The sequence below is a fragment of the Dyella mobilis genome (assembly GCF_016904945.1).
GTDB lineage: Bacteria > Pseudomonadota > Gammaproteobacteria > Xanthomonadales > Rhodanobacteraceae > Dyella_B > Dyella_B mobilis.
The window spans coordinates 1,349,261-1,369,345 of sequence record NZ_JADIKF010000040.1 but is presented as its reverse complement, the minus strand read 5'-3'; the positions used below and the strand labels follow the sequence as shown (position 1 = coordinate 1,369,345).

The 20,085-nt window shown below is 60.5% G+C and carries 16 protein-coding genes; 11 read left to right on the top strand and 5 right to left on the bottom strand.

Annotation, left to right across the window (positions count from 1 at the left end):
* Window position 1: 1 nt before the first annotated feature.
* Together ISS99_RS22405 and ISS99_RS22400 are read left to right on the top strand one after the other, a co-directional pair.
* Entirely contained in the window at window positions 2-2,323 is a 2,322-nt protein-coding gene (locus tag ISS99_RS22405; protein WP_204633808.1) for a carboxy terminal-processing peptidase, read from the top strand.
* Between the two features lie 137 nt (window positions 2,324-2,460).
* The gene (locus tag ISS99_RS22400; protein WP_204633807.1) at window positions 2,461-3,090 is read left to right on the top strand and encodes a DUF4126 domain-containing protein; all 630 of its coding nucleotides are present in this window, start codon (window positions 2,461-2,463) and stop codon (window positions 3,088-3,090) included.
* A 39-nt stretch (window positions 3,091-3,129) separates the two neighbouring features.
* On the opposite strand, the gene ISS99_RS22395 is transcribed toward ISS99_RS22400, so the two are convergent.
* The 4 genes from ISS99_RS22395 to ISS99_RS22380 form a co-directional block, all read right to left on the bottom strand.
* Window positions 3,130-4,512 (bottom strand): leucyl aminopeptidase family protein, encoded by a 1,383-nt coding sequence (locus tag ISS99_RS22395; protein ID WP_204633806.1) that lies wholly within the window; start codon window positions 4,510-4,512, stop codon window positions 3,130-3,132.
* 176 nt (window positions 4,513-4,688) lie between these two features.
* Window positions 4,689-5,390, bottom strand: coding sequence for an HAD family hydrolase (locus tag ISS99_RS22390; RefSeq protein ID WP_204633805.1), 702 nt, complete (start codon window positions 5,388-5,390; stop codon window positions 4,689-4,691).
* A gap of 24 nt (window positions 5,391-5,414) precedes the next feature.
* Window positions 5,415-6,803, bottom strand: coding sequence for a LysM peptidoglycan-binding domain-containing protein (locus tag ISS99_RS22385; RefSeq protein WP_204633804.1), 1,389 nt, complete (start codon window positions 6,801-6,803; stop codon window positions 5,415-5,417).
* Window positions 6,804-7,005: 202 nt separating this feature from the next.
* Window positions 7,006-8,379, bottom strand: a complete 1,374-nt coding sequence (locus ISS99_RS22380) for a DegQ family serine endoprotease (protein WP_204633803.1) — start codon at window positions 8,377-8,379, stop codon at window positions 7,006-7,008.
* 355 nt (window positions 8,380-8,734) lie between these two features.
* On the opposite strand from ISS99_RS22380, the gene ISS99_RS22375 reads away from it, so the two are divergent.
* The 5 genes from ISS99_RS22375 (at window position 8,735) to ISS99_RS22355 (ending at window position 15,324) form a co-directional block, all read left to right on the top strand.
* Entirely contained in the window at window positions 8,735-12,004 is a 3,270-nt protein-coding gene (locus tag ISS99_RS22375) for an LAGLIDADG family homing endonuclease (RefSeq protein WP_204633802.1), read from the top strand.
* A 96-nt stretch (window positions 12,005-12,100) separates the two neighbouring features.
* Window positions 12,101-12,595, top strand: a complete 495-nt coding sequence (locus ISS99_RS22370; RefSeq protein ID WP_204633801.1) for a hypothetical protein — start codon at window positions 12,101-12,103, stop codon at window positions 12,593-12,595.
* A 219-nt stretch (window positions 12,596-12,814) separates the two neighbouring features.
* Window positions 12,815-13,570 (top strand): TSCPD domain-containing protein, encoded by a 756-nt coding sequence (locus ISS99_RS22365; protein ID WP_204633800.1) that lies wholly within the window; start codon window positions 12,815-12,817, stop codon window positions 13,568-13,570.
* A 75-nt stretch (window positions 13,571-13,645) separates the two neighbouring features.
* The gene (locus ISS99_RS22360) at window positions 13,646-14,230 is read left to right on the top strand and encodes a hypothetical protein (RefSeq protein ID WP_204633799.1); all 585 of its coding nucleotides are present in this window, start codon (window positions 13,646-13,648) and stop codon (window positions 14,228-14,230) included.
* Window positions 14,227-15,324 carry a GmrSD restriction endonuclease domain-containing protein gene (locus ISS99_RS22355; RefSeq protein WP_204633798.1) on the top strand — a complete coding sequence of 366 codons (1,098 nt, stop codon included), beginning with the start codon at window positions 14,227-14,229 and terminating at the stop codon, window positions 15,322-15,324. Before ISS99_RS22360 ends, ISS99_RS22355 begins: the two co-directional genes overlap by 4 nt.
* A 64-nt stretch (window positions 15,325-15,388) precedes the next feature.
* Here ISS99_RS22355 and ISS99_RS22350 read toward each other — a convergent pair whose 3' ends face one another.
* The gene (locus ISS99_RS22350; RefSeq protein WP_204633797.1) at window positions 15,389-16,846 is read right to left on the bottom strand and encodes a DUF4082 domain-containing protein; all 1,458 of its coding nucleotides are present in this window, start codon (window positions 16,844-16,846) and stop codon (window positions 15,389-15,391) included.
* Window positions 16,847-17,281: 435 nt separating this feature from the next.
* On the opposite strand from ISS99_RS22350, the gene ISS99_RS22345 reads away from it, so the two are divergent.
* From ISS99_RS22345 to ISS99_RS22330, 4 genes are all read left to right on the top strand, one after another.
* Window positions 17,282-17,785 (top strand): hypothetical protein, encoded by a 504-nt coding sequence (locus ISS99_RS22345; RefSeq protein WP_204633796.1) that lies wholly within the window; start codon window positions 17,282-17,284, stop codon window positions 17,783-17,785.
* A gap of 27 nt (window positions 17,786-17,812) precedes the next feature.
* A complete protein-coding gene (locus ISS99_RS22340; protein ID WP_204633795.1) occupies window positions 17,813-18,526 on the top strand; it encodes a hypothetical protein in 714 nt (237 codons plus the stop codon).
* Between the two features lie 335 nt (window positions 18,527-18,861).
* Window positions 18,862-19,371, top strand: a complete 510-nt coding sequence (locus ISS99_RS22335; protein WP_204633794.1) for a hypothetical protein — start codon at window positions 18,862-18,864, stop codon at window positions 19,369-19,371.
* A 342-nt stretch (window positions 19,372-19,713) separates the two neighbouring features.
* Entirely contained in the window at window positions 19,714-20,046 is a 333-nt protein-coding gene (locus ISS99_RS22330) for a hypothetical protein (protein ID WP_204633793.1), read from the top strand.
* The last annotated feature ends 39 nt before the right edge of the window (window positions 20,047-20,085 follow it).

Below are 20,085 nucleotides of genomic sequence, written 5' to 3'. Positions count from 1 at the left end.
CATGACCTTTCGCTTTCGCCCCCTGCTCGCGCTGCTGATCGCATTCAGCGTCACGGCTCCTGCTGTCGCATTGGCCCAGTCCGCCGCAGACATGGGCGCGTCCAAGCCGCGCAAAGTTGCCGAGCTGCCGCTGAAGCCGAACGACACGCAGGCCAACGCCGCGCTGATCTCGGCCCACCTGCTGACCCGCTTCCACTACGACGCGCAGCCGCTCGACACGGCGATGTCGGAGAAGATCTACAAGCTGTACTTCAAGTTGCTGGACAGCGAAAAGGTGTTCTTCACCCAGCAGGACATGGCCAACTTCGCCAAGTACAAGGATCAGTTCGGCAACGAGATCTGGAACAAGGATCTCTCTGGCCCGTTCGACATCTTCAACCAGTACATCCTGCGCGCGATCGATCGCATGACCTATGCGCGCAGCCTGTTGAAGCAGGGCTTCGACTTCAACACCAACGACACCTACGACACCGACCGCAAGAACGCCGACTGGCCCAAGGACAAGGCCGAGCTCGACGACCTGTGGCGCAAGCGCACCATGAACGATTGGCTGCGCCTGAAGCTGGCCGGCAAGAGCGACGATGACATCCGCAAGACGCTCGACAAGCGCTACAGCAACTACATCGACCGCGTGAAGCAACTGGACGGCGAAGACGCCTTCCAGACCTTCATGACCGCGTACGCCAACTCCACCGATCCGCACACCGATTACATGGGGCCGCGCCAGGCGGAGAACTTCGACATCTCGATGAAGCTCTCGCTGGAAGGCATCGGCGCCGTGCTGCAGGCACGCGACGACTACACCCAGATCCGCGAGCTGGTGCCTGCAGGCCCTGCGGCCAAGTCCGGCAAGGTGCACGTCGGCGACCTGGTGCTAGGCGTCGGCCAGGGTGTGAGCGGCCCCATCACCGACGTGGTCGGCTGGCGCCTTGACGACGTGGTCAACCTGATCCGCGGCAAGAAAGACACCACCGTGCGCCTGGAAATCGTGCCGGCCGACCAGGGTCAGGACGGCAAGCACGAGATCATCAGCCTGGTGCGCCAGAAAGTGGCGATCGAAGAACAATCCGCCAAGAAGAAAGTCATCGACATCACCGACGGCGGCGTCACCCGCAAGATCGGCGTGATCGAGTTGCCGATGTTCTATTCCGACTTCGGTGCGCGCAGCGAAGGCGACAAGAACTTCAAGTCCGCCACTCGCGACGTCGCCAAGCTGCTCGGCGAACTCAAGACCGAAGGCGTGCAGGGCGTGGTGATCGACCTGCGCAACAACGGCGGCGGTTCGCTGTACGAAGCCAACGAACTGACCGGCCTGTTCATCGACAAGGGTCCTGACGTGCAGGTGCGCGGCGCCAAGGGCGACGTGACCCCGCTGGGCAAGGACGATCCGTCGGCGATGACCTGGTCCGGCCCGATGGCGGTGCTGGTCAATCGCGGCACGGCCTCGGCCTCGGAGATTTTCTCCGCCGCCATCCAGGACTACGGCCGCGGCCTGATCATCGGTACCCCGACCTTCGGCAAGGGCACCGTGCAGACGCTGATCGACCTCAACCGTTTCGCGTCCGATCCGGCCAGCAATCCGAACTACGGCCAGCTGAAGATGACCGTGCAGGAATTCTTCCGCATCAACGGCGGTTCCACCCAGCTGAAGGGCGTGACGCCGGACATCCTGTTCCCGACCAACGGCGACGAGAAGGAATTCGGCGAATCGACCTACGACAACGCCTTGCCGTGGACGCAGATTCCGCCGGCCGACTACAAGCCGGTCGCCGACATGAAGGCCTACCTGCCGCAGCTGGAGCAGGCGCACGAGGCACGCGACGCCAAGTCGCCGGCGTGGCAGCTGATGCTGGATGAAATCGCGCAGTACAAGAAACTGGCCGATCGCACCACCATCTCGCTCAACTACGACCAGCGCCAGGCCGAGCGCAAGCAACTGGATGCGACCCAGGCGGATTTCCGCGCACGCCACAAGGCGATCGGCGGCAGCGATGCCGAAGCCGACGACGACAGCCAGCTCGACGATGGCCTGAACCCCAGCGAGCGCAGCCTGAAGACCGAACTGAAGGAACAGGAAGACGCCAAGAAGGCACCCGATCCGCAGTTGCAGGAAACGGCGCACATCCTGTTCGACGCCATCGGCATGATCCAGGCCGATCCCAAGCTGGCAGCCGAAGTGCTGCCCTATGGCGGCAAGGAAAATGTCGACGCGGTAGCCGCGGTGACTACCGCGCCGTCCGTGCCGACGGCGCCCGCGGCGGCTCAAGGTGGCGCCAAGGACACCGGCGCACCTGCTGCGGCGAGTTCGGCCGGCGGCCACTGAGGTTTCACGCCTCGGTATCGAAAAAGCAGCGCTCCGGCGCTGCTTTTTTTATTTGCGGCCTGCAAACATTCAGAAGAGGATAGGGCGGGAGAACGGTCCGCACGCTGTCGCGCTGGTACACCAGGGAGGTATCGCTCGTGAACGAGGTATCGAACCTTGCACTGGCCGGCGGCCTGGCCTGGGCCAGCGGTATCCGGCTCTATGCCACGCTGTTCCTCGCCGGCCTGCTCGGGCGGCTAGGCTATGTGGATTTGCCGCCAGGGCTGGCCGTGCTCAGCCACGACTGGGTGCTGGTCGTGTCGGGCGTGCTGATGGTCGGCGAATTTCTCGCCGACAAGATTCCGGTCTTCGACAGCGTGTGGGATTCGATCCAGACCTTTGTCCGCATTCCGGTCGGCACGTTGCTCGCCTGGGGCGTGTTCAAGAACTCGGGTGTGGATCAGCAGATCATTGCGGCCTTGCTTGGCGGCGCCGTGGTCACCGGCACGCATCTGGCCAAATCGGGCGGACGTGCATTGATCAACACCTCTCCCGAGCCCTTCAGTAACTGGGGAGCAAGCGCGGGCGAAGATGTTTCGCTGCTGGGCATTTTCTACCTGATGATTGCCCACCCGGTGGTGCTGTTGGTCGTGCTGGCGCTGTTCCTGTTGCTACTGTGCTGGCTGCTGCCAAAGATCGTACGTGGCTTGCGCGTACTGGTGCAGCGCTTGCGCGGTGTCGGCACGTGGCTGTCCGGCAACGGGAAAAGTATCGATACAGGCCAGTGAGCCCCTCTACCGCAAGCAGAGGGGCTAGCGCCGAACCCGTCAACGCGACCGGTAGCGCTGCTGCAGCATCTCGAATATCGCGCGCAACCCCATCGCCTCGCCGCCGCGCGGGCGGCCCGGACGATCGCCGTCGTTCCAGGCATAGGTATCCAGGTGCACCCATGGCATGCCCTCGGGAATGAAGCGCTCCATGTACAACGCTGCCGTGATTGCGCCGGCGTGACGCGACGGTCCGCCATTGGCGAAATCGGCGATGTAGGAATCGATCATCTTGCGGTAAGGGCGCCACAGCGGCAGTCGCCACATCGGATCGGCCACGGCGCGTCCACAAGCCAGCGCCGCCTCGGCGATCGCATCGTCGTTGGCAAATAGCGCAGGCAGGTCCGGGCCCAACGCGACGCGTGCGGCACCGGTGAGAGTGGCGAAGTCGACGATCAGATCCGGCTTCTGCTCGGCGGCGTAAGCCAGCGAATCGCACAGCACCAGGCGGCCTTCGGCGTCAGTGTTGTCGATCTCCACGCTGAGGCCTGCGCGCGTCATCACCACTTCGCCCGGACGCAGCGCATTGCCGGCCACGGCGTTTTCAACAGCAGGAATCAGCAGCGTCAGGCGCACCGGCAGCTTGGCTTGCATCACCAGTCCGGCCAGTGCGATCGCGTGCGCGGCGCCGCCCATGTCTTTCTTCATCCAGCGCATGCCGTCGCTGGTTTTCAGATCCAGGCCGCCGGTATCGAAGCAAACGCCCTTGCCGACCAGCGCCAGCTTCGGGTGGTCGGCCTTGCCCCAGGTCAGCTCGACCAGGCGCGGCGCACGATGGCTGGCGCGGCCGACGGCATGGATGGTGGGGAAATTGTCTTCCAGCAATTCGTCGCCGACCCACTCGCGCACTTTGGCCTTGTGCGCCTTGCCCAGTTGCTTCACGGCATCGGCAAGATGCTTGGGGCCCATGTCTTCGGTCGGCGTATTGACCAGGTCGCGCACCAGGCTGGTTGCTTCAACCAGCGGTGCCAGCGCAGCCAGCGTCTTGGCATCCACGGCGAGCGTGGACGGTGCGCGGCGCGCCTTGCGGTAGCGGGTGAACTGATACGCACCCAGCGCCCAGCCGAGCGCGGCGAGTTGTAGGTCGAGCGGCACGCTTTCGCCGGCAAGCGAGTATTCGCCGACCGGCAAGCTCATCGGCAGGCTCGCCAGCGCAGCCAGCGCATCGTGGCGATCCACGCCAACCAGTACGCGTGCCAGCTTGCCGTTCGCGTCGGCAAGCAGGCAGAAGCTGCCGGGTGTCGCATCGAAACGGTTTTCGTCCAGCCAGTGGCGTTGCGCGGCGCTCAGGCGCTTGCGCGAGGAAGCCAGGTGCACGGCATCGGTGGCTTCGATCGGGGTAGGGGCCTGGCGGTTGGCGCGCAGTTCGGTCAAGGCGGGCATGTCATTCCTTGCGCACGTTGCGGCATGCGCTTGTGGTGGGTCGTTGGTCGGACATGATGCGCGTTTTTGCCGGGGCGATCAAAACGATGCGGCGTCTTCCCACGGCAAAAACTTGCTCCTCGCGTGCGGACAGGGAAGTGTCGCTGCCCATCCGGTGCGGCCGCGCGAAGATCTATTTATGCGCCGCCATCGTGCCGATGCAGCCAATCCACCAGCGCAGCCAGGTCCGGCAGATCCAGGTCTGGCGCAGTGCCCAACGCACCCGGCCAGGGATGGCCTTCGCGATTGATCCAGGCCGTGCGCATGCCCGCTTCGCGCGCACCGACCACATCCAGCTCCGGATCGTCGCCGACGTGCAGGATGTTTTCCGGCAGCACGCCCAGGCGTTCGGCCGCTGCCAGGAAGATTTTCGCATTGGGCTTGGCCGAGCCGATATCGCGTGCGGCGATGTGATGCGCAAAGTGCGCATGCAATCCGATGCGCGCCAGGTCGGCATTGCCGTTGGTGAGGCTGGCGACCGGCCGCGCGTTGCTCAGCCATTCCAGCGCGGGCAGGGCATCGGGATAAAGCTCGACGCTGTTGCGCGCCTTGGCGTAGATCTCCCACAGCGTGTCCAGCGGCGCTTCGGTCATGCCGCAGGCATCGAAGGCCATCTGCAGGGTGATGTAGCGCTGCGCGGTGAAATCGTGCGCCAGGTCGAGCCGTTCGGCGGCGACGCGGGCGCGCAATTCACGCATGGCCGGAATGGGCCACGTGCGCGCCACCTGCGGATAGTGCTGACGCAGGTAATTGTCCAGATCGCGATCAGCGCGCTCCAGGGCCGGCATCACCGGCCACAGGGTATCGTCCAGATCGATAGTGATGGCAAGGATGCGCATCAAAGCATCCCTCTGGCGCGGCGCTCAGCGCGCGTCGATGCGCAGCACCTGTCCGGTGCGCACGGTGTTGTCTTTCAGGTGATTCAAGCTGCGGATCTGCGCCACGTCCACGCCGTGCTTACGGGCGATCGAGTACAGCGTTTCGCCCGCGGCGACGCGATAAGTACGCGTCGCCTTGGTGCTGGTGGCGCTGGCCACCTTCTTGGATTCCACCTTCTTGTCGGCCACCGTGGCGGCCTTGCTGACCTTGGCCGTTGCCTTGGCCACGACCTTGCCGTAGCTCACGTACGCATCGGCGGTGACCTTGGCGAAACTGCCGCCGCGAGCGGTGGCGTCGGCCACGGTGAACGCATCGCCGCGCACGCCCTTGAGGCTGGTCGGCTCCGGCGCGGCCACGACCGCGCTGGTGACGTTCTTCAGGCTCGGCGTGCTGGCGACGGCGGCACGCGATGCGGCAGCCACGGCGGCCGGCGAAACCGGGCGCGGCGCAGCCGCGGCAACCGCGGTCGGCTCGGCGCTGGCGTGCGCACCCACGGCAGCCAGAATGCGGCTGCGACGCGAAGCATCCATGGCGACCAGTGCGCTGCCTTCGGCATACGGCACCAGGCTATGCGAGCGCAGCACGGCCTCGCCCTTGGCACTCTGCGTGAAGTCCACGAAATCCTTCGCGGCCGCAGCGTTCGGGCTGCTCGGGTTGGTCACCAGGTAAAGCTGGGTAAACAGCGGATAGGTACCGCTGGCCACGCTGGAAGCGGTGGGCGCCACGCCATCGATGCGCAGCATCTTGATCTTCGAATTGCCGGCCACGCTGGACAGCGTGGTCACGCCGAACGAGCGCGGGTCCAGTGCCACCGAGGCTTCCAACTGCGTGGTGTTGACGTACAGGCGCGGCGCTGCCACCGGCTGGCTGCCGCGGCCGAACAACAGCTTGCGCAGGCTGAATTCCACGCCGTCGCCAGGGCTCGCCACGGCGAACACGTCCATCGGCGCATCGTTGCCGCCGACTTCCTTCCAGTTGGTGATCTTGCCGTAATAGATGTCGTGCACCTGCTGCAGCGTGAGGCTGCTGACCGGGTTGGACGGGCTGGTCACCAACACCAGGCCATCCCATGCCACCGGCGTAAAGGTCAGGCCGCCGTCCTCGGCGCTGCCCGAGCTCGGGCGCGCACTGCCGGCGATATCGGCCGAACCGCCGGACACGGCATCCAGACCCGATGCGGTGTTGAACGGCTGCATGACGATGTTGCCGTGGCCGGACGACTGCCAGGCCTTCGCCATGCCCTTGACCACGCTGTTGCCGGTGACGACGTCGCCGCGCCAGGTCAGTGATTGCGTGGCCGCAGCAAGCACCACGGTGGAGAGGCCGGCGCTGATCAGGGCGACGGAGAGCAGGCGGGTAAGGCGTACTGGCATAGGATGGCGCGACCTACATAAGGGGATTAAAGCGAGTGTGCCGTGCACGGCAAGCACTTGCAGTGACGGGGTCGCAATATTTCAGCGGCCCGGAGGCAAAACATCAAGCAAAAACATCAAGCGCGTTCATATATTTGCGTCAAACAGTTGATTGAGACGGAACGAGTCGAAGGGAAAATCCGACACGTCCCGTCCAAATCCCCTACTGAATCACCACGTAATTGAGCCCGTCATCCGTCGCCACCAGCAACACCAGCTGACGTGGCCGAGCGCCTGCAAGTCCCTGCAAATCCCGCAGATTGGTGACGCGGCGATTGCCCACGCCCACAATCACGTCGCCCGCCGACAGTCCAGCCTGTGCCGCGCGACTGCCCGGATTGACCGATGCCACCGTGATGCCCGCCATCCCCTGGCTCGCCTGTTGTGCACTCAGGTCGCTGAACGTTACGCCAACCAGACGCGGGTCCAGCTTGCCTCCATCCAGCGTCGCCACCTTCTCCGGTGCAAGCTTTGCGCTGATCTGGCGCGTGCTGCCGTTGCGCAGCACGCTCAGGCTTACTGTGCTGTCGGCCGGCAGCAGGCCCTCGGCATTGTTGAGCTGATCGGAGTTTTGCAGCGAGCTGCCGTTGATCGCGGTGATCACGTCGCCCACCTGCAGCCCGGCGCGATCGGCCGCCGAGCCCGGCAGCACGCGCGTCACCACCGCGCCGTTGTTGTCCTTCAACCCAAGCAGCTTGGCGATATTGGGCGTGATGTCCTGCGTCTGCGCACCCAGGCTGCCGCGGCTCACCTTGCCGTGCGCGATCAGCTGCTGCATCACGCTGCTGGCGATATCGGTGGGAATTGCAAAGCCGATGCCCACGTTGCCGCCCGACGGCGACAAGATCATCGTGTTGATGCCGATCAGCTCGCCGCGCAGATTCACCAGCGCGCCGCCCGAATTGCCCGGATTGATCGAGGCATCGGTCTGGATGAAGTTCTGGAAGCTCGAACCGCCCAGGCCCGAGCGGCGCAGCGCCGAGACGATGCCCGACGTCACCGTCTGCCCCAGCCCGAACGGGTCGCCCACCGCCACCACGAAATCGCCCACGCGCAGCGCTGACGAATCGGCAATCGGCAACGCCTGCAGGTGATCGGCGTTGATCTTCACCACCGCCACGTCGGTAGCGGGGTCGGTGCCCACCAGCGTGCCTTTGAAATTGCGCCCGTCCTGCAGCGTCACCGTGATGTCGTCCGCGCCGCCCACCACGTGGTTGTTGGTGAGGATGTAGCCCTTGCTCGCGTCGACGATCACGCCCGAGCCCAGGCTCTGTTCCACCTGTTCGCGCGGCGAGTTGTTCAGCCCGAAAAACTGCCGGATCACCGGATCGTCGAAGAACGGATTGCTCACCCGCACCCGCGTCTTGGTGGAAATGTTCACCACCGCCGGCGTCACCTTTTGCAGCATCGGCGCGAGCGAAGGCAGGGGTTGTCCATCCACGATCGGCGGTAGCGCGGCGCGTGCGCCGAGCGGTAGCGCAGCCATCGAGGCGAGGGCGAAAGCAGTGCAGGCACTGCGAAGGAAACGGCGTTGCATAAGTCTCCTGGTCAGCGATCGAAAGTTTGGCTTGTTCGACTCGATACCTGGCAAGCGGTTCCCGACAAATGAGACCGGGTAGCCACTTTACATCGCCCGTGCGCGGGGGTAACGTTCGCCTACGTTCGCAACCACAACATCTTGTGTCCAGGTACCGAAGCTTGACCCAATACTGGTACCTGGGCGGATATCGCCAGCACGGGGGCTGCCGTTATTCGCAAGACCACGCCAGGCCTGGTTCATACGCGGGGTATGAGCTGGGCGGGACCGAGTCGTTTCCGGTCCGCTGACGCCTTCACATCTACCTATAAGAAACCAATCGGCCGCGAGGCCACACCGGGAGGTCAGGAAGCCGATGAGCACCTTGCGTGCAACAAACATGGGTCTCGATGCCACTGCCATTCCGTTGCAGCCTGCATCGCAAGACATCTGGGACAAAAAGTATCGCCTGCGCACCAAGACCGGCGAGCCGGTCGACGCCAGCATCGACGATACCTGGCAGCGCGTCGCGCGCGCCCTGTCCGAGGTGGAAGCCACGCCCGAGTTGCGCGAAGAATGGTTCGAACGCTTCCTGTGGGCACTGCGCCGCGGTGCCATTCCCGCCGGCCGCATCACCTCCAACGCCGGTGCGCTGGAGCACAAGCCCGCCACCTCCACGATCAACTGCACCGTGTCCGGCACCATCCGCGACTCGATGGACAACATCCTGGAGAAAGTGCACGAAGCCGGGCTTACGCTGAAAGCGGGTTGCGGCATCGGCTATGAATTCAGCACGCTCCGCCCGCGCGGCGCGTACGTCTCGGGTGCCGGTGCCTATACCAGCGGCCCGCTGTCCTTCATGGATATCTACGACAAGATGTGCTTCACCGTCTCCTCCGCCGGCGGTCGCCGCGGTGCGCAGATGGGCACGTTCGACGTCAGCCATCCCGATGTGAAGGAATTCATCCGCGCCAAGCGCGAAAACGGCCGCCTCCGTCAGTTCAACCTCTCGCTGCTGATCACCGACGGCTTCATGCAGGCGGTGGAGCACGACCAGGATTGGCCGCTCGTATTCCCGGTGCACGTCAAGGAAAAGGACGACATCGACCTCCACGACACCGCCAAGGTCGTGTGGCGCGAATGGCCTACCCACGAGAACTACGTCGAGCGCGAAGACGGCCTGGTCGCCTGCAAGATCTACGGCCACATCCGCGCGCGTCACCTGTGGGACATGATCATGGTCTCGACGTACGACTACGCCGAGCCCGGGTTCATCCTCATCGACAAGGTGAACGAGATGAACAACAACTGGTGGTGCGAGCACATCCGCGCTACCAACCCCTGCGTCACCGCCGATACCTGGGTGCAGACCGCCGAAGGCCCGCGCCAGGTGAGCAGCTTGTTGGGGCAGGGCTTCCTGGCCCGCGTGGACGGCAAAGACCACGCGACCGGTGTGGAAGGCTTTTTCCGCACCGCCACCAAACCGGTGCTGGCGCTGCAGACCGAAGAAGGCTATCGCCTGCGCCTCACCGCCGACCATCGTGTGCGTCGCGTCGCGCGGCTCACCCGTTGGAGCCTCGATACGGAATGGTGCGCGGCCAGCGAATTGCGCGCGGGCGATCGCGTGCTGCTGAACGATCATCGCGCCAACGCCAGCTGGGCCGGTGCGCTGACCCAGGAGCAGGGCTACCTGCTTGGCCTGCTCGTCGGCGATGGCACGCTGAAGAACGAAACCGCCGTGCTGTCGGTATGGCCGCAGGCCGCTGCCGTGAACGCAGCGAGCGACGGCGGCGCACGTGCCGTGATGCGCGAAGCGCTGCGCTGCGCGGCAACCCTGCCGCATCGCGCCGATTTCGCCGGCTGGTCCGAAGTACAGGGCCGCGGCGAGTGGCGCATGAAATCCGCTTCGCTGCGCGATCTCGCCTTCGACCTGGGCATGGCCCAGGGAGACAAGTGCATCTCGCCGGCACTGGAGCAAGCGTCCAGCGAAGCCTATCGCGGCTTCCTGCGCGGCTTCTTCGATGCCGACGGTTCGGTGCAGGGCAATCAGGCCAAGGGTGTATCCGTGCGCCTCGCGCAGTCGGATATCGCGCGCCTGGAAGCCGTGCAGCGCATGCTGCTGCGTCTTGGCATTCCCTCTCGCATCTATAAGCAACGCCGCCCCGCCGGCAGCGCCGTGCTGCCCGACGGCAAGGGCGGCTCCGACGTCTACGCCACGCAGGCCCAGCACGAGCTGGTCATCGCGGGCGAATCGCTGCAGCGCTTCCAAGAGCTGGTCGGCTTCGCCGACGGCGACAAGGCCGCACGCCTCAAGGCCGCACTGTCCGGCTATCGCCGCACGCTCAACCGCGAGCGTTTCGTTGCCACCGTGGCAACGCTGCATGAAGACGGCGTGGAAGACGTCTACGACGTGCAGGTGCCGGGCATCAACACCTTCGACGGCAACGGCCTGCACGCGCACAACTGCGGCGAACAGCCCTTGCCGCCCTACGGCTCGTGCCTGCTCGGCTCGGTCAACCTCACCACCTTCGTGCGCGATCCCTTCGGCCCCAAGGCCCGCTTCGACTGGGACGAATACCGCGACGTGGTGAAAATCTTCACCCGCATGCTCGACAACGTAGTGGAGATCAACGGCCTGCCGCTGGAACAGCAGCGCAACGAGATCCTCTCCAAGCGCCGCCACGGCATGGGCTTCCTGGGCCTGGGCAGCACGCTCACCATGCTCAAGATGCGCTACGGCAGCGAAGAAGCCGTGGCCTTCACCGAAGACGTCTCGCGCGAAATGGCCGTCGCCGGCTGGGAAATGGCGCTGGACCTCGCCAAGGAAAAAGGTCCCGCGCCGGTACTTACCAAGAACTACACCGTCACCGGCGACATGCTGCGCAAGCGTCCGGAAATGGCCGAGGACGGCTTCAAGGTAGGCGACCTGATCCCCGGCCGCGTGCTACACGCCAAATACAGCCGCTACATGCAGCGCGTGGCCAGCGTGGCGCCCAACCTGGTAAGCGAGCTGGCCGAAGTGGGCGCGCGCTTCACCCACCACAGCTCCATCGCGCCTACCGGCACCATCTCGCTGTCGCTGGCCAACAACGCCAGCAACGGCATCGAGCCCAGCTTCGCCCATCACTACTCGCGCAACGTGATCCGCGAAGGCCGCAAAACCAAGGAGAAAGTGGAGGTGTACAGCTTCGAGCTGCTCGCCTACCGCGCCCTGATCAACGCCGAGGCCATGCCCTACAGCGACGATCCCAGGACCAAGCTCCCGGAATACTTCGTGGCCGCCGATGACATCTCCCCGAAGGAGCACGTCGACATCCAGGCCGCCTCGCAGTTGTGGGTCGATTCATCGATTTCCAAAACCGCCAACGTACCTACCGACTACCCGTACGAAGACTTCAAAGACATCTACTTCTACGCCTATAAACAGGGCCTCAAGGGCTGCACCACCTTCCGCTTCAACCCTGCTGCATTCCAGGGTGTGCTGGTAAAAGAAGCGGATTTGGAGAACACCCTCTACCGTTTCGAATTGGAAGACGGTAGCGTTGTGGAGCTGAAAGGCAACGAGGAAGTGGAGTACGACGGAGAGATGCACACCGCTGCCAATCTGTTCGACGCGTTGAAGGAAGGCTATTACGGAAAATTTTAGTTGTGGCACGTAAAGCAAATTCGCGCTACGTTTCCGCTCACACCGTAATAGAATTAACGCAAGTTCCATAACAAACGTCCGGAGGGGAATACCCGCATGTCTATCGATACCGAGTTCGAAGTTCACCAAGACGATCTGCTTGCCCCGGTTGCACCGGCCGCCGAAGAAGCCGCCCCCGCACCGAAGAAAGCCCGCCGCAAGCGCGCTGCCAAGAAAGTTGCCGCCCCTGCCAAGAAAGCCGCCAAGAAAGCGGTGAAGAAGGCTTCCGCCAAGAAGGGCGCAGCCAAGAAAGCAACCAAGAAGGCCGCCAAGAAAGTTGCCAAGAAGGTAGCGAAGAAGGCTGCCAAGAAGGTGACGAAGAAAGCTGCCAAGAAGGTTGCCAAGAAAGCCAGCAAGGCCGTAAAGAAGACGGCCCGCAAAGCTGCAAAGAAGGTCAGCAGCAAAAAGACGGCCCGCAAGGCCGCCCCCAAGAAGACGGCCAAAAAAGCCGCTAGCAAGAAAACCGCCAAGAAAGCGGTGAAGAGGTCCACTGCCAGCAAGAAGGCCGGCCGTAAGGCGACCAAGCGCGTCGCCAAGAAGGCCCGCAAGTAAGCAACACCGATCCGGCCCGGCGAGCTGCCGGGCCGGATTTTTATTTTTCAGGCGCTCCCTTTTCGCAGTTACGCATCAGGTGAGCCCACGCTTTTCTCCCTCGCCCCTCCGGGGAGAGGGCCGGGGTGAGGGGCCAAGTCGCCACTGAGCCACCTACGCAGCACCCCCACACCTCCGCAAGCACCAGGCACCGCGCACGCACCACCTCAGGAGTCACCCATGACGATCAAGATCGAAAAGAAGATCAAAGGCTACGAGGTCGTCAAACCCGAGGACAAAAACGCGCCGGCCGCCGCTGCACCTGCCATCGAGCCCAAAGAGGCCCCCATGGCGGAAGTGATCCAGATGCACGAGAGCCTGGAGCGCCCCGAGGCGCTGATCGGCTCCACCTTCAAGATCAAATCGCCCCTGTTCGAGCACGCCCTCTACGTCACCATCAATGACATCGTGCTCAACGCCGGCACCCAGTACGAACAGCGCCGCCCCTTCGAGATATTCATCAACTCGAAAAACATGGACCACTTCCAGTGGATCGTGGCGCTCACCCGCATCCTCTCCGCCGTGTTCCGCAAAGGCGGCGACGTCACCTTTATCGTCGAAGAGCTCAAGGCCGTCTTCGACCCCCGCGGCGGCTACTTCAAGGCCGGCGGCATCTACATGCCCAGCATCGTCGCCGAGATTGGCGCGGTGATCGAGCAGCACATGAAAAACATCGGCCTCATCCACGATCCGGAGATGAGCGACGCCCAGCGCACACTGATTGCCGAAAAGCGTGCTGCTTACGAACAGGCTGCGCAAAAAAAAACTGAGCTGAGCGGCGCCGCTGCGCCCACCAGTCCTACCGATGCCGATACCAACGACTCAGCTGGTTTTCCGCCGGGGGCGACCCTTTGCGCCAAGTGCAATACGAAGGCGTTGGTGTTGATGGATGGGTGTCAGACTTGTTTGAATTGTGGGTATTCGAAGTGCGGTTAGGTCTCCAAAGTCTTTAGTGGTTGAACATCAGGTGTGACGAGTCTGATTTGGCTCGACGTTAAAAAAGGGAGCTTTGTGGCTCAGATTGACCGCGCGGACTTAATGAGGCAGGGCTTTAAGAGCGGGGTGCCTTTGCCCAAGCTTGCGATCAGAACGCTTTTACTCTCTCCCACCTACGCCTTTGAACAACATCATCAGACGGGCTTTGAAATCACAGAGAGGGTGGCGGAGTTTTTCAGCGTATCAGTACGCGCCGTGCATGCATGTGGTTCCGCGAAGCTTGGGTTTAGCCCTGTAAAGCGAACCCCCTTTTTACCTACTGAATCCGATTTAGATTTGGCAATCATTGATCATGACTGTTTTACTAGATATTTAGAAATTGTTATTAGAGAAACAGAGCAATATCGAGATCTTAGAGGGTTTCAGCAAGGAAATTATTTGTCATTCTCTAAGTACATAGCTAAAGGTATCTTTAGGCCGGATTTTATGCCGGCCAGCGAAGCCAGAAAGAAGTGGTTCGCTTTTTTTGGAAAATTGTCTCAAGAGTATTCTGGTCTATTTTTAAAAATATCGGCTGGTATATATTTATCCGATAGTTCGTTTGAACTTAAGCAGTCTGAGGCGCTTAAAAGTTTTCTAGAGGACGAGAGAGGTTTATGATTAAATATCACGTTAGATCAAGGGATTTAATAACTGTAATTAATGAAATTAAGGCGGGCCGCCTAATTTTAGATGCTTATTTTCAAAGAAATCTCGTTTGGCGAGAAATTCACAAGCAAGATTTTATTAAAACTATTTTGCTCGGCTTTCCTTGTCCTCAGATATTTATCTCCAGGGGCGCGATTGATGTTGTAAAGATGGAAACAACATCCTGCGTAGTGGATGGGCAGCAGCGACTAAGTGCGATCAAGTCCTATATTGAAGGGGACTTTCTTGTTGATGGCAGGTCTTATTCTGATCTGAGTGGTGACGAGAAATCGGATTTTTTAAAATATGAATTGGCTGTAATTGAATTAGATTTGGATAACAATGATAATAGAATTAAAGATATATTTCAGAGATTGAATAGAACGTCAAATTCTTTGACTGCCATTGAAAAAATTGCCTCGCAATATGCGCCTTCGGAATTTATGTTGGTTGCGACGTATCTGGCGGGTGAGCTGGAATTTCCCTCCGATGACGATAGTGAGGAAAGGTTTAGAATTGACCCGGAAGTTGATCGTAACTTTTTTGATTGGGCGGCTTCTCATTCAGTTTCAAATATTACAAGTCTTTATCAGGATTTTTCGATATTCCGTTCGCATGAGCTGTCTAGAAAGGTGCATTTGATGCACATTCTAAATTTGATGACAACTATGCTGGTGGGATTCTTTAATAGAAATGAGAAATCCAGAATTTGCCTCGAAGATTACGCTCAGACTTTTGCGGAAAAGGAAGAAATTTCTAATGCATTAGATCAGGCGGCTGCGGTAGTGATTTCCATGGATCTTTCGGTGGGGTCTTACTGGCTAAACAAGGCAAATGTATTTTCATTGCTCTATGCAATATCCGTCCCGCTTAGACAAGGTAAGACGGTGGATGCAAATATACTTCGAAGCGAATTGGATGCCTTTGAGAAGGAGTTGCCTAGCTCCTATAGAATCGCTGCTGCTGAGGGCGTCAACGATGTGCGTGAAAGAAAGATCAGGCACGAAGCACTTTCAAAATTGGTGGGCACGGCGACTCCAAAAATGGGGTCAGGTTCAATTGTCTAGTTCCGGCACGTATACCCCCTGATACCGGTCCCGATAACAGGGGGTATGGCTGGCGCCGCTATCCTCAATTCGTGCAATGACTCCCATCCAGCGTCACCGCCGTTCCATCGGCATCCACATTGCCGCTGAAAGAATTGAATGAGGCCGTGGCCGGAAGGTAATAGCAATTGCCATAGGCCCAGCCGCCGCCGAACGTGTTGTTGTTGAAAATCAGCCCGGTCGACGATTCGTTTGCCATCGTATAGCCGCCGCCATAGAGGTAGTTGCCAATCACCTGGTTGGCGCTCGATGCATTCTGGAAAAAGATGGGTGAGGTGGCGTTGACGTTGGTGCTGGCGATGTAGTTGCCCTGCACGAGAACGCCGCTGGCCCCTTCGTTGTAGACGCCGTCGACGTGGGCATTGCCTTCGTCCTGCACGTAGATCTCATTGTTCTCGATCACGCTGCCGTCGCCCATGCCAACCACGCCCTGCGGAAAGCCGCCGAATACGTCGTTGTAAAGCATCATCGGGAACGAGCCATTCGCGAAAATCGGGCCGTTGTCCGATGCGCCGCCGCTACCCGTGACGGACGTGGACACGGGATAAACGGCATTGGGCGCGGTTCCGGTAGGAAGCCCCGTGACCAGGGTGGAATTGCTCACCGTGATGGTGGCGTTGCCGTTCCAGGTCGCACAGTGATCGGCGATGGCGGCGCTGAATACACCGGTGATCGGTTGCTGCTCGATGATCGAGTTGGTGATGGTCACGTTGCCGCAACCGCTCATGTAGATGCCGCCTTGGATGTGTACGTGGTCGAGCGTCAGGTTTCCGCTTGCGTCGCCGCCGCAGCGCAGGCCGTAGGGTTCCCACTTGTAGCAATTCGCCGGCACCAGGCCATTGGCTGCGGAATACAGCGTGAGGGCGTCCATGGAACCCTGGTAGCCCTGGGTGCCTGGTTGCACATAGGCGGTCGTGGTCGTCGCAACCGCCGGAACGAACAAGGGCGTAATTTCGTAATTGGTGGCGTGGAACGAGGCCGTGGTGGGCGGCATGCCGGATGAGTCGGCTTCATATTTGAAAACGCCGGCATTGGCTGAAACCACCAGGTTGCCGTAGAGCGTCGTGGGTGAAGCGAAATAGTTTGATGTGTAGGCGTAGTGCCCATCTGCCGCGTGATAGGAAACTTCGTAGGGTGTCCCCGCCGTAATATTCAGCGGCGTGGGCAACATTACCGTCTGCCAGCCGGCGGTGGTGACATCGACCGAGGTGCTTGCCAGCAAGGTGCCCGCCCCGGTGGCCTGCCACACGTTGATCGTATGCACGCCAGGATTGAGGTAGGCCACTACGCCGGGAAGCGATCCATCTTGCGTCGTGCTGAACCACGCGCCGAGTTCCACCGAATTGGCATCGGTAGACGTCAAGGTTGCTGGCGGAGGTGTTGTGCCAAACAAGGTTTCCGGAGCGGATGCGTGCGCTTCCGAGAAGGCGCACGTCAGGAGCAGTGCCGTAAACGCCAAAGATAGTGCGGCGATCTTTCGCATAAAACCCTCCGTTGAATCGATGCCGTGAATCGAAAAGGGGATGGTCTGGTCCGGCGGCGCGCATCAAGCCATCGCACGCGACTTCCATGGATGCCGGCTTCTGCAACGGCTGAACTCTATTCCTTCGGCATGAGCGTGACCCATGACGGCACTGCGTCAGGCGTCACAGTTCCACGCGGTCCGGCGCTGACCGGGCTCGGCGACTGGCGATGTGGTGAGCTGGAAATGGGCGCGATCAGGGAGGAGCAAACGGGTCAAGAACCAAAGGGGGCGGAAGGTCTAGAGCCAAAGAGTTCAGAACACTTTTTGTGGTCCGGCGCGTGGCCGATGGTGCTTTGAGGTGGTCTCGGAGGGGCGCTGAAAGCTGTTTACCCTTTAATATCGGACGTGCAAAGGGAGGGGGCGTCGCCCCCATCATCATCTTCAGGGGGATGTATGAGCAAATGCGCAACGTGCGGCAAATCCATTATTGCCGGCGGCATCAAGGATCACGGGTTTCGCTTTTGCAGCAAGCCATGCCATCAGCGCAAAGCAGGCTACATTGCAAAGATGCGGCAGATTCCGGAGGCGGTGGTAAAAATCGAGGTCGAGAAGATCCGCAACATGCGCTGTTCCCGCTGCAAGAAAAACACCGGCATCGATGTACACAAGAGCGCTTTCGTCTGGTCGATGATCTTTCTCACCCGCTTCGGCGAAAACAAGCACATATGCTGCAAGACGTGCGCGCTGAAGTCGCAGGCGATGGATACCTTGCGCACCACGGCTTTCGGGTGGTGGGGCATTCCGTTTGGCTTGATCATGACGCCGATCAGTATCGTTGCCAATGTCACGCAGATGGTTAGTACGGCCAGAAGAAAGCAGCCGAGCGCGGCATTGAGCGAGTTTGCCAGGGAGCGCCTGGCGCGGCAGGCGGCAGCGCGGGAAGCGGCGCCAGGTTGAGTCACTGCGTGATATCAAAGGATGGACATGGAAGACGATCTCATACGCTATTTTGCTCATTTACCAAACGACGCATTGCTCGCGCAGTTCGCGTCCGGTGAAGTTGGTGAGCGTGCCTTGCCATTCTTGATTGCGGAGCTGAACCTGAGAGGCCTGCGATCGTACGCAACAGACCATGCTGCCGATGCGGAAAACAATGGCTCGTTACCGCCTCCGGGCTATCAGCATCTGGTGCGCGGTCTTTTGCCGCTGAATGCGCAAATCCTTCTTGGCCGCCTGCGAGCGGAAGGGATAGACGCGCATTTGTCGGGCGCGAATGTCACGCACCTCGATCCGTTCTGGTTTCAAGCCCTGGGAGGGGTTCGCCTCTTTGTGCGCAAGGAACATCTGGCCATGGCCGTCGATGTGATAAACGCTACCAGGGATGGCGAATATGACGTAGAAGAGCCCCAGCAAACCCCATCCGAAATGGATCGCTTAAACAGGAAGCGCATGCTTGGATGGACCATCGTGCTGACAGTAGCTGTCGTGTGGGGCGGGTTGACGCTTGCTGCTTTGTGGTCGTTGGCCAGCGTGTCCAGCGCTCAGGCCACCAGTTTCGCTATCGCAAAGATAGTAGCGAGTGTCTTGCTCATCGGTTATGCGGCGGTGTTTCTGCGTGTCGTTGACGTGGCTGTCAGGGTGCAGAAGAGAGCAGTCGAAGATGCTGCAAGATCCGTTTCGCCAGCAGGCGGGCAATAACCAAAGAGGCGGTGTATGGACACGTGGGTGAGCGCACGCACTGAAAGAGTGCCGAAGTATTGGTTCAAAAGAGGTTTGTTTGGGCGCGTTCTAGGGCGCCCGGTGACCTGGGAGGGTTGGACTGTCCAAACCATCTGGTTTGTGCTGACGCTGATCAATTCAGGCGTCCTGGAAGGCACGGATTTCTATGGTCACGCTCAACGTTGGCTCATTTTCCTCGTTCTTTCCATCGCCTTCTGTCTCATTACCCGGTGGACGTGCGAGCCGTGACGGGTCACCGGTTTCGGTTTTCGTTTGATTGATCACAACAAGCGTAGCTGGCTAAAGGAGCGGATATGAGCGCAAGGCAGTGCGTAGCGCTAGGTTTGCGTCTTTTCGCGATATGGATGTGTCTCGACGCCATTCAAGCCGCCTTATTCATGGTGGCATCGGGGACATCGGATACCGCGCCACCGTTTTGGTGGCAGAAGATTCTTGGGATACTCGTTACTCTGATCGTTGCGCTGATTGTCTGGGTGCTCAGCGGACCCGTCGCGCGCGGCCTGATGTCCCGTCTTGAGGACGTGCCAGACACGAAATTCTCGGCCCATCAAGCCGTGGTGGTGGGGTGTGTATTGATGGGTTTGTGGTGGCTCGAGCAATCCATCTTTGTGGTTGTCGTGGAGTGGCTGCGTACCCTTTCCGTTTCACCCGAATATGGCCAGTCGGCCAAGGACTGGCTCCGGACCGATCACAAGATCACCCTTTTCTCCGGGCTACTACAGATCGGCGTTAGCCTGTTCTTTGTATGTTGCCCTCACGTAATTGCGAACGCGGTGCTTCGTCGGGCGAATATCCGCAAGTAGTAGGGGATATAGCGCTCCCGCGTTGCGATACCAGATCATGCCGTGATGGCCACTGAGCCGAGTAGCGCGTGACTCGTGGGACGCACCTAGGAAATATCCGGAAGCAGAAGTGGATGCTCGGGCTGCATCGAGGCGGGCATGGCTTGCGAACTTTCGTGTACACACGAATCGGCAACCGCCTACATACCCGGAATTCGCATCTGGTTATTTTGGGCTTGCCATCGATGCAGTCTTTTGCGGCGACGTCGATGGCCATGGCAGTGATGCTGTGTAGAGCGCGGAACGTGAGAGATAGCAGCTCCCACGCTCCGCTAACCAAGCCAACTAGAAGGATTAGTTGATATGGCTGTGCCAGATCATACGTCACTCTCGCGCCTGTCGGGTCTCCCCGACCACCTGTTCACTCATCTTCCCGGCGCTCCGCCGGACAGCGTGAACATGACTGAGGATGCGCTACTGGAACTGCACTCCGCGCTGGCGGGCATCGAAGACGTCAAGCACGTCATCACGTGCCTACTCGCTGACAGCGATGCCTTTCGTGAAGTGTTGGAAAGTGGCCGTGGTACGTCTCCACGCTTGTGGCCGTTGCCTGCAGTGGTTTACGGCAGCTTGCTGGTGGCGATTCACTTCCTCGACGAGTGCGCGCTAATGCTTCGGCGTGAAGCGCACGGGTAACGCGCCAGGGTCCGCATGATCGTTACCGCGGCACACCCC

Coding starts and splice junctions, on each gene's coding strand:
- ISS99_RS22405 (WP_204633808.1), top strand. CDS start 2: ATGACCTTTCGCTTTCGCCCCCTGCTCGCGCTGCTGATCGCATTCAGC.
- ISS99_RS22395 (WP_204633806.1), bottom strand. CDS start 4,512: ATGCCCGCCTTGACCGAACTGCGCGCCAACCGCCAGGCCCCTACCCCG.
- ISS99_RS22390 (WP_204633805.1), bottom strand. CDS start 5,390: ATGCGCATCCTTGCCATCACTATCGATCTGGACGATACCCTGTGGCCG.
- ISS99_RS22385 (WP_204633804.1), bottom strand. CDS start 6,803: ATGCCAGTACGCCTTACCCGCCTGCTCTCCGTCGCCCTGATCAGCGCC.
- ISS99_RS22380 (WP_204633803.1), bottom strand. CDS start 8,379: ATGCAACGCCGTTTCCTTCGCAGTGCCTGCACTGCTTTCGCCCTCGCC.
- ISS99_RS22375 (WP_204633802.1), top strand. CDS start 8,735: ATGAGCACCTTGCGTGCAACAAACATGGGTCTCGATGCCACTGCCATT.
- ISS99_RS22370 (WP_204633801.1), top strand. CDS start 12,101: ATGTCTATCGATACCGAGTTCGAAGTTCACCAAGACGATCTGCTTGCC.
- ISS99_RS22365 (WP_204633800.1), top strand. CDS start 12,815: ATGACGATCAAGATCGAAAAGAAGATCAAAGGCTACGAGGTCGTCAAA.
- ISS99_RS22355 (WP_204633798.1), top strand. CDS start 14,227: ATGATTAAATATCACGTTAGATCAAGGGATTTAATAACTGTAATTAAT.
- ISS99_RS22350 (WP_204633797.1), bottom strand. CDS start 16,846: ATGCGAAAGATCGCCGCACTATCTTTGGCGTTTACGGCACTGCTCCTG.
- ISS99_RS22345 (WP_204633796.1), top strand. CDS start 17,282: ATGAGCAAATGCGCAACGTGCGGCAAATCCATTATTGCCGGCGGCATC.
- ISS99_RS22340 (WP_204633795.1), top strand. CDS start 17,813: ATGGAAGACGATCTCATACGCTATTTTGCTCATTTACCAAACGACGCA.
- ISS99_RS22335 (WP_204633794.1), top strand. CDS start 18,862: ATGAGCGCAAGGCAGTGCGTAGCGCTAGGTTTGCGTCTTTTCGCGATA.
- ISS99_RS22330 (WP_204633793.1), top strand. CDS start 19,714: ATGGCTGTGCCAGATCATACGTCACTCTCGCGCCTGTCGGGTCTCCCC.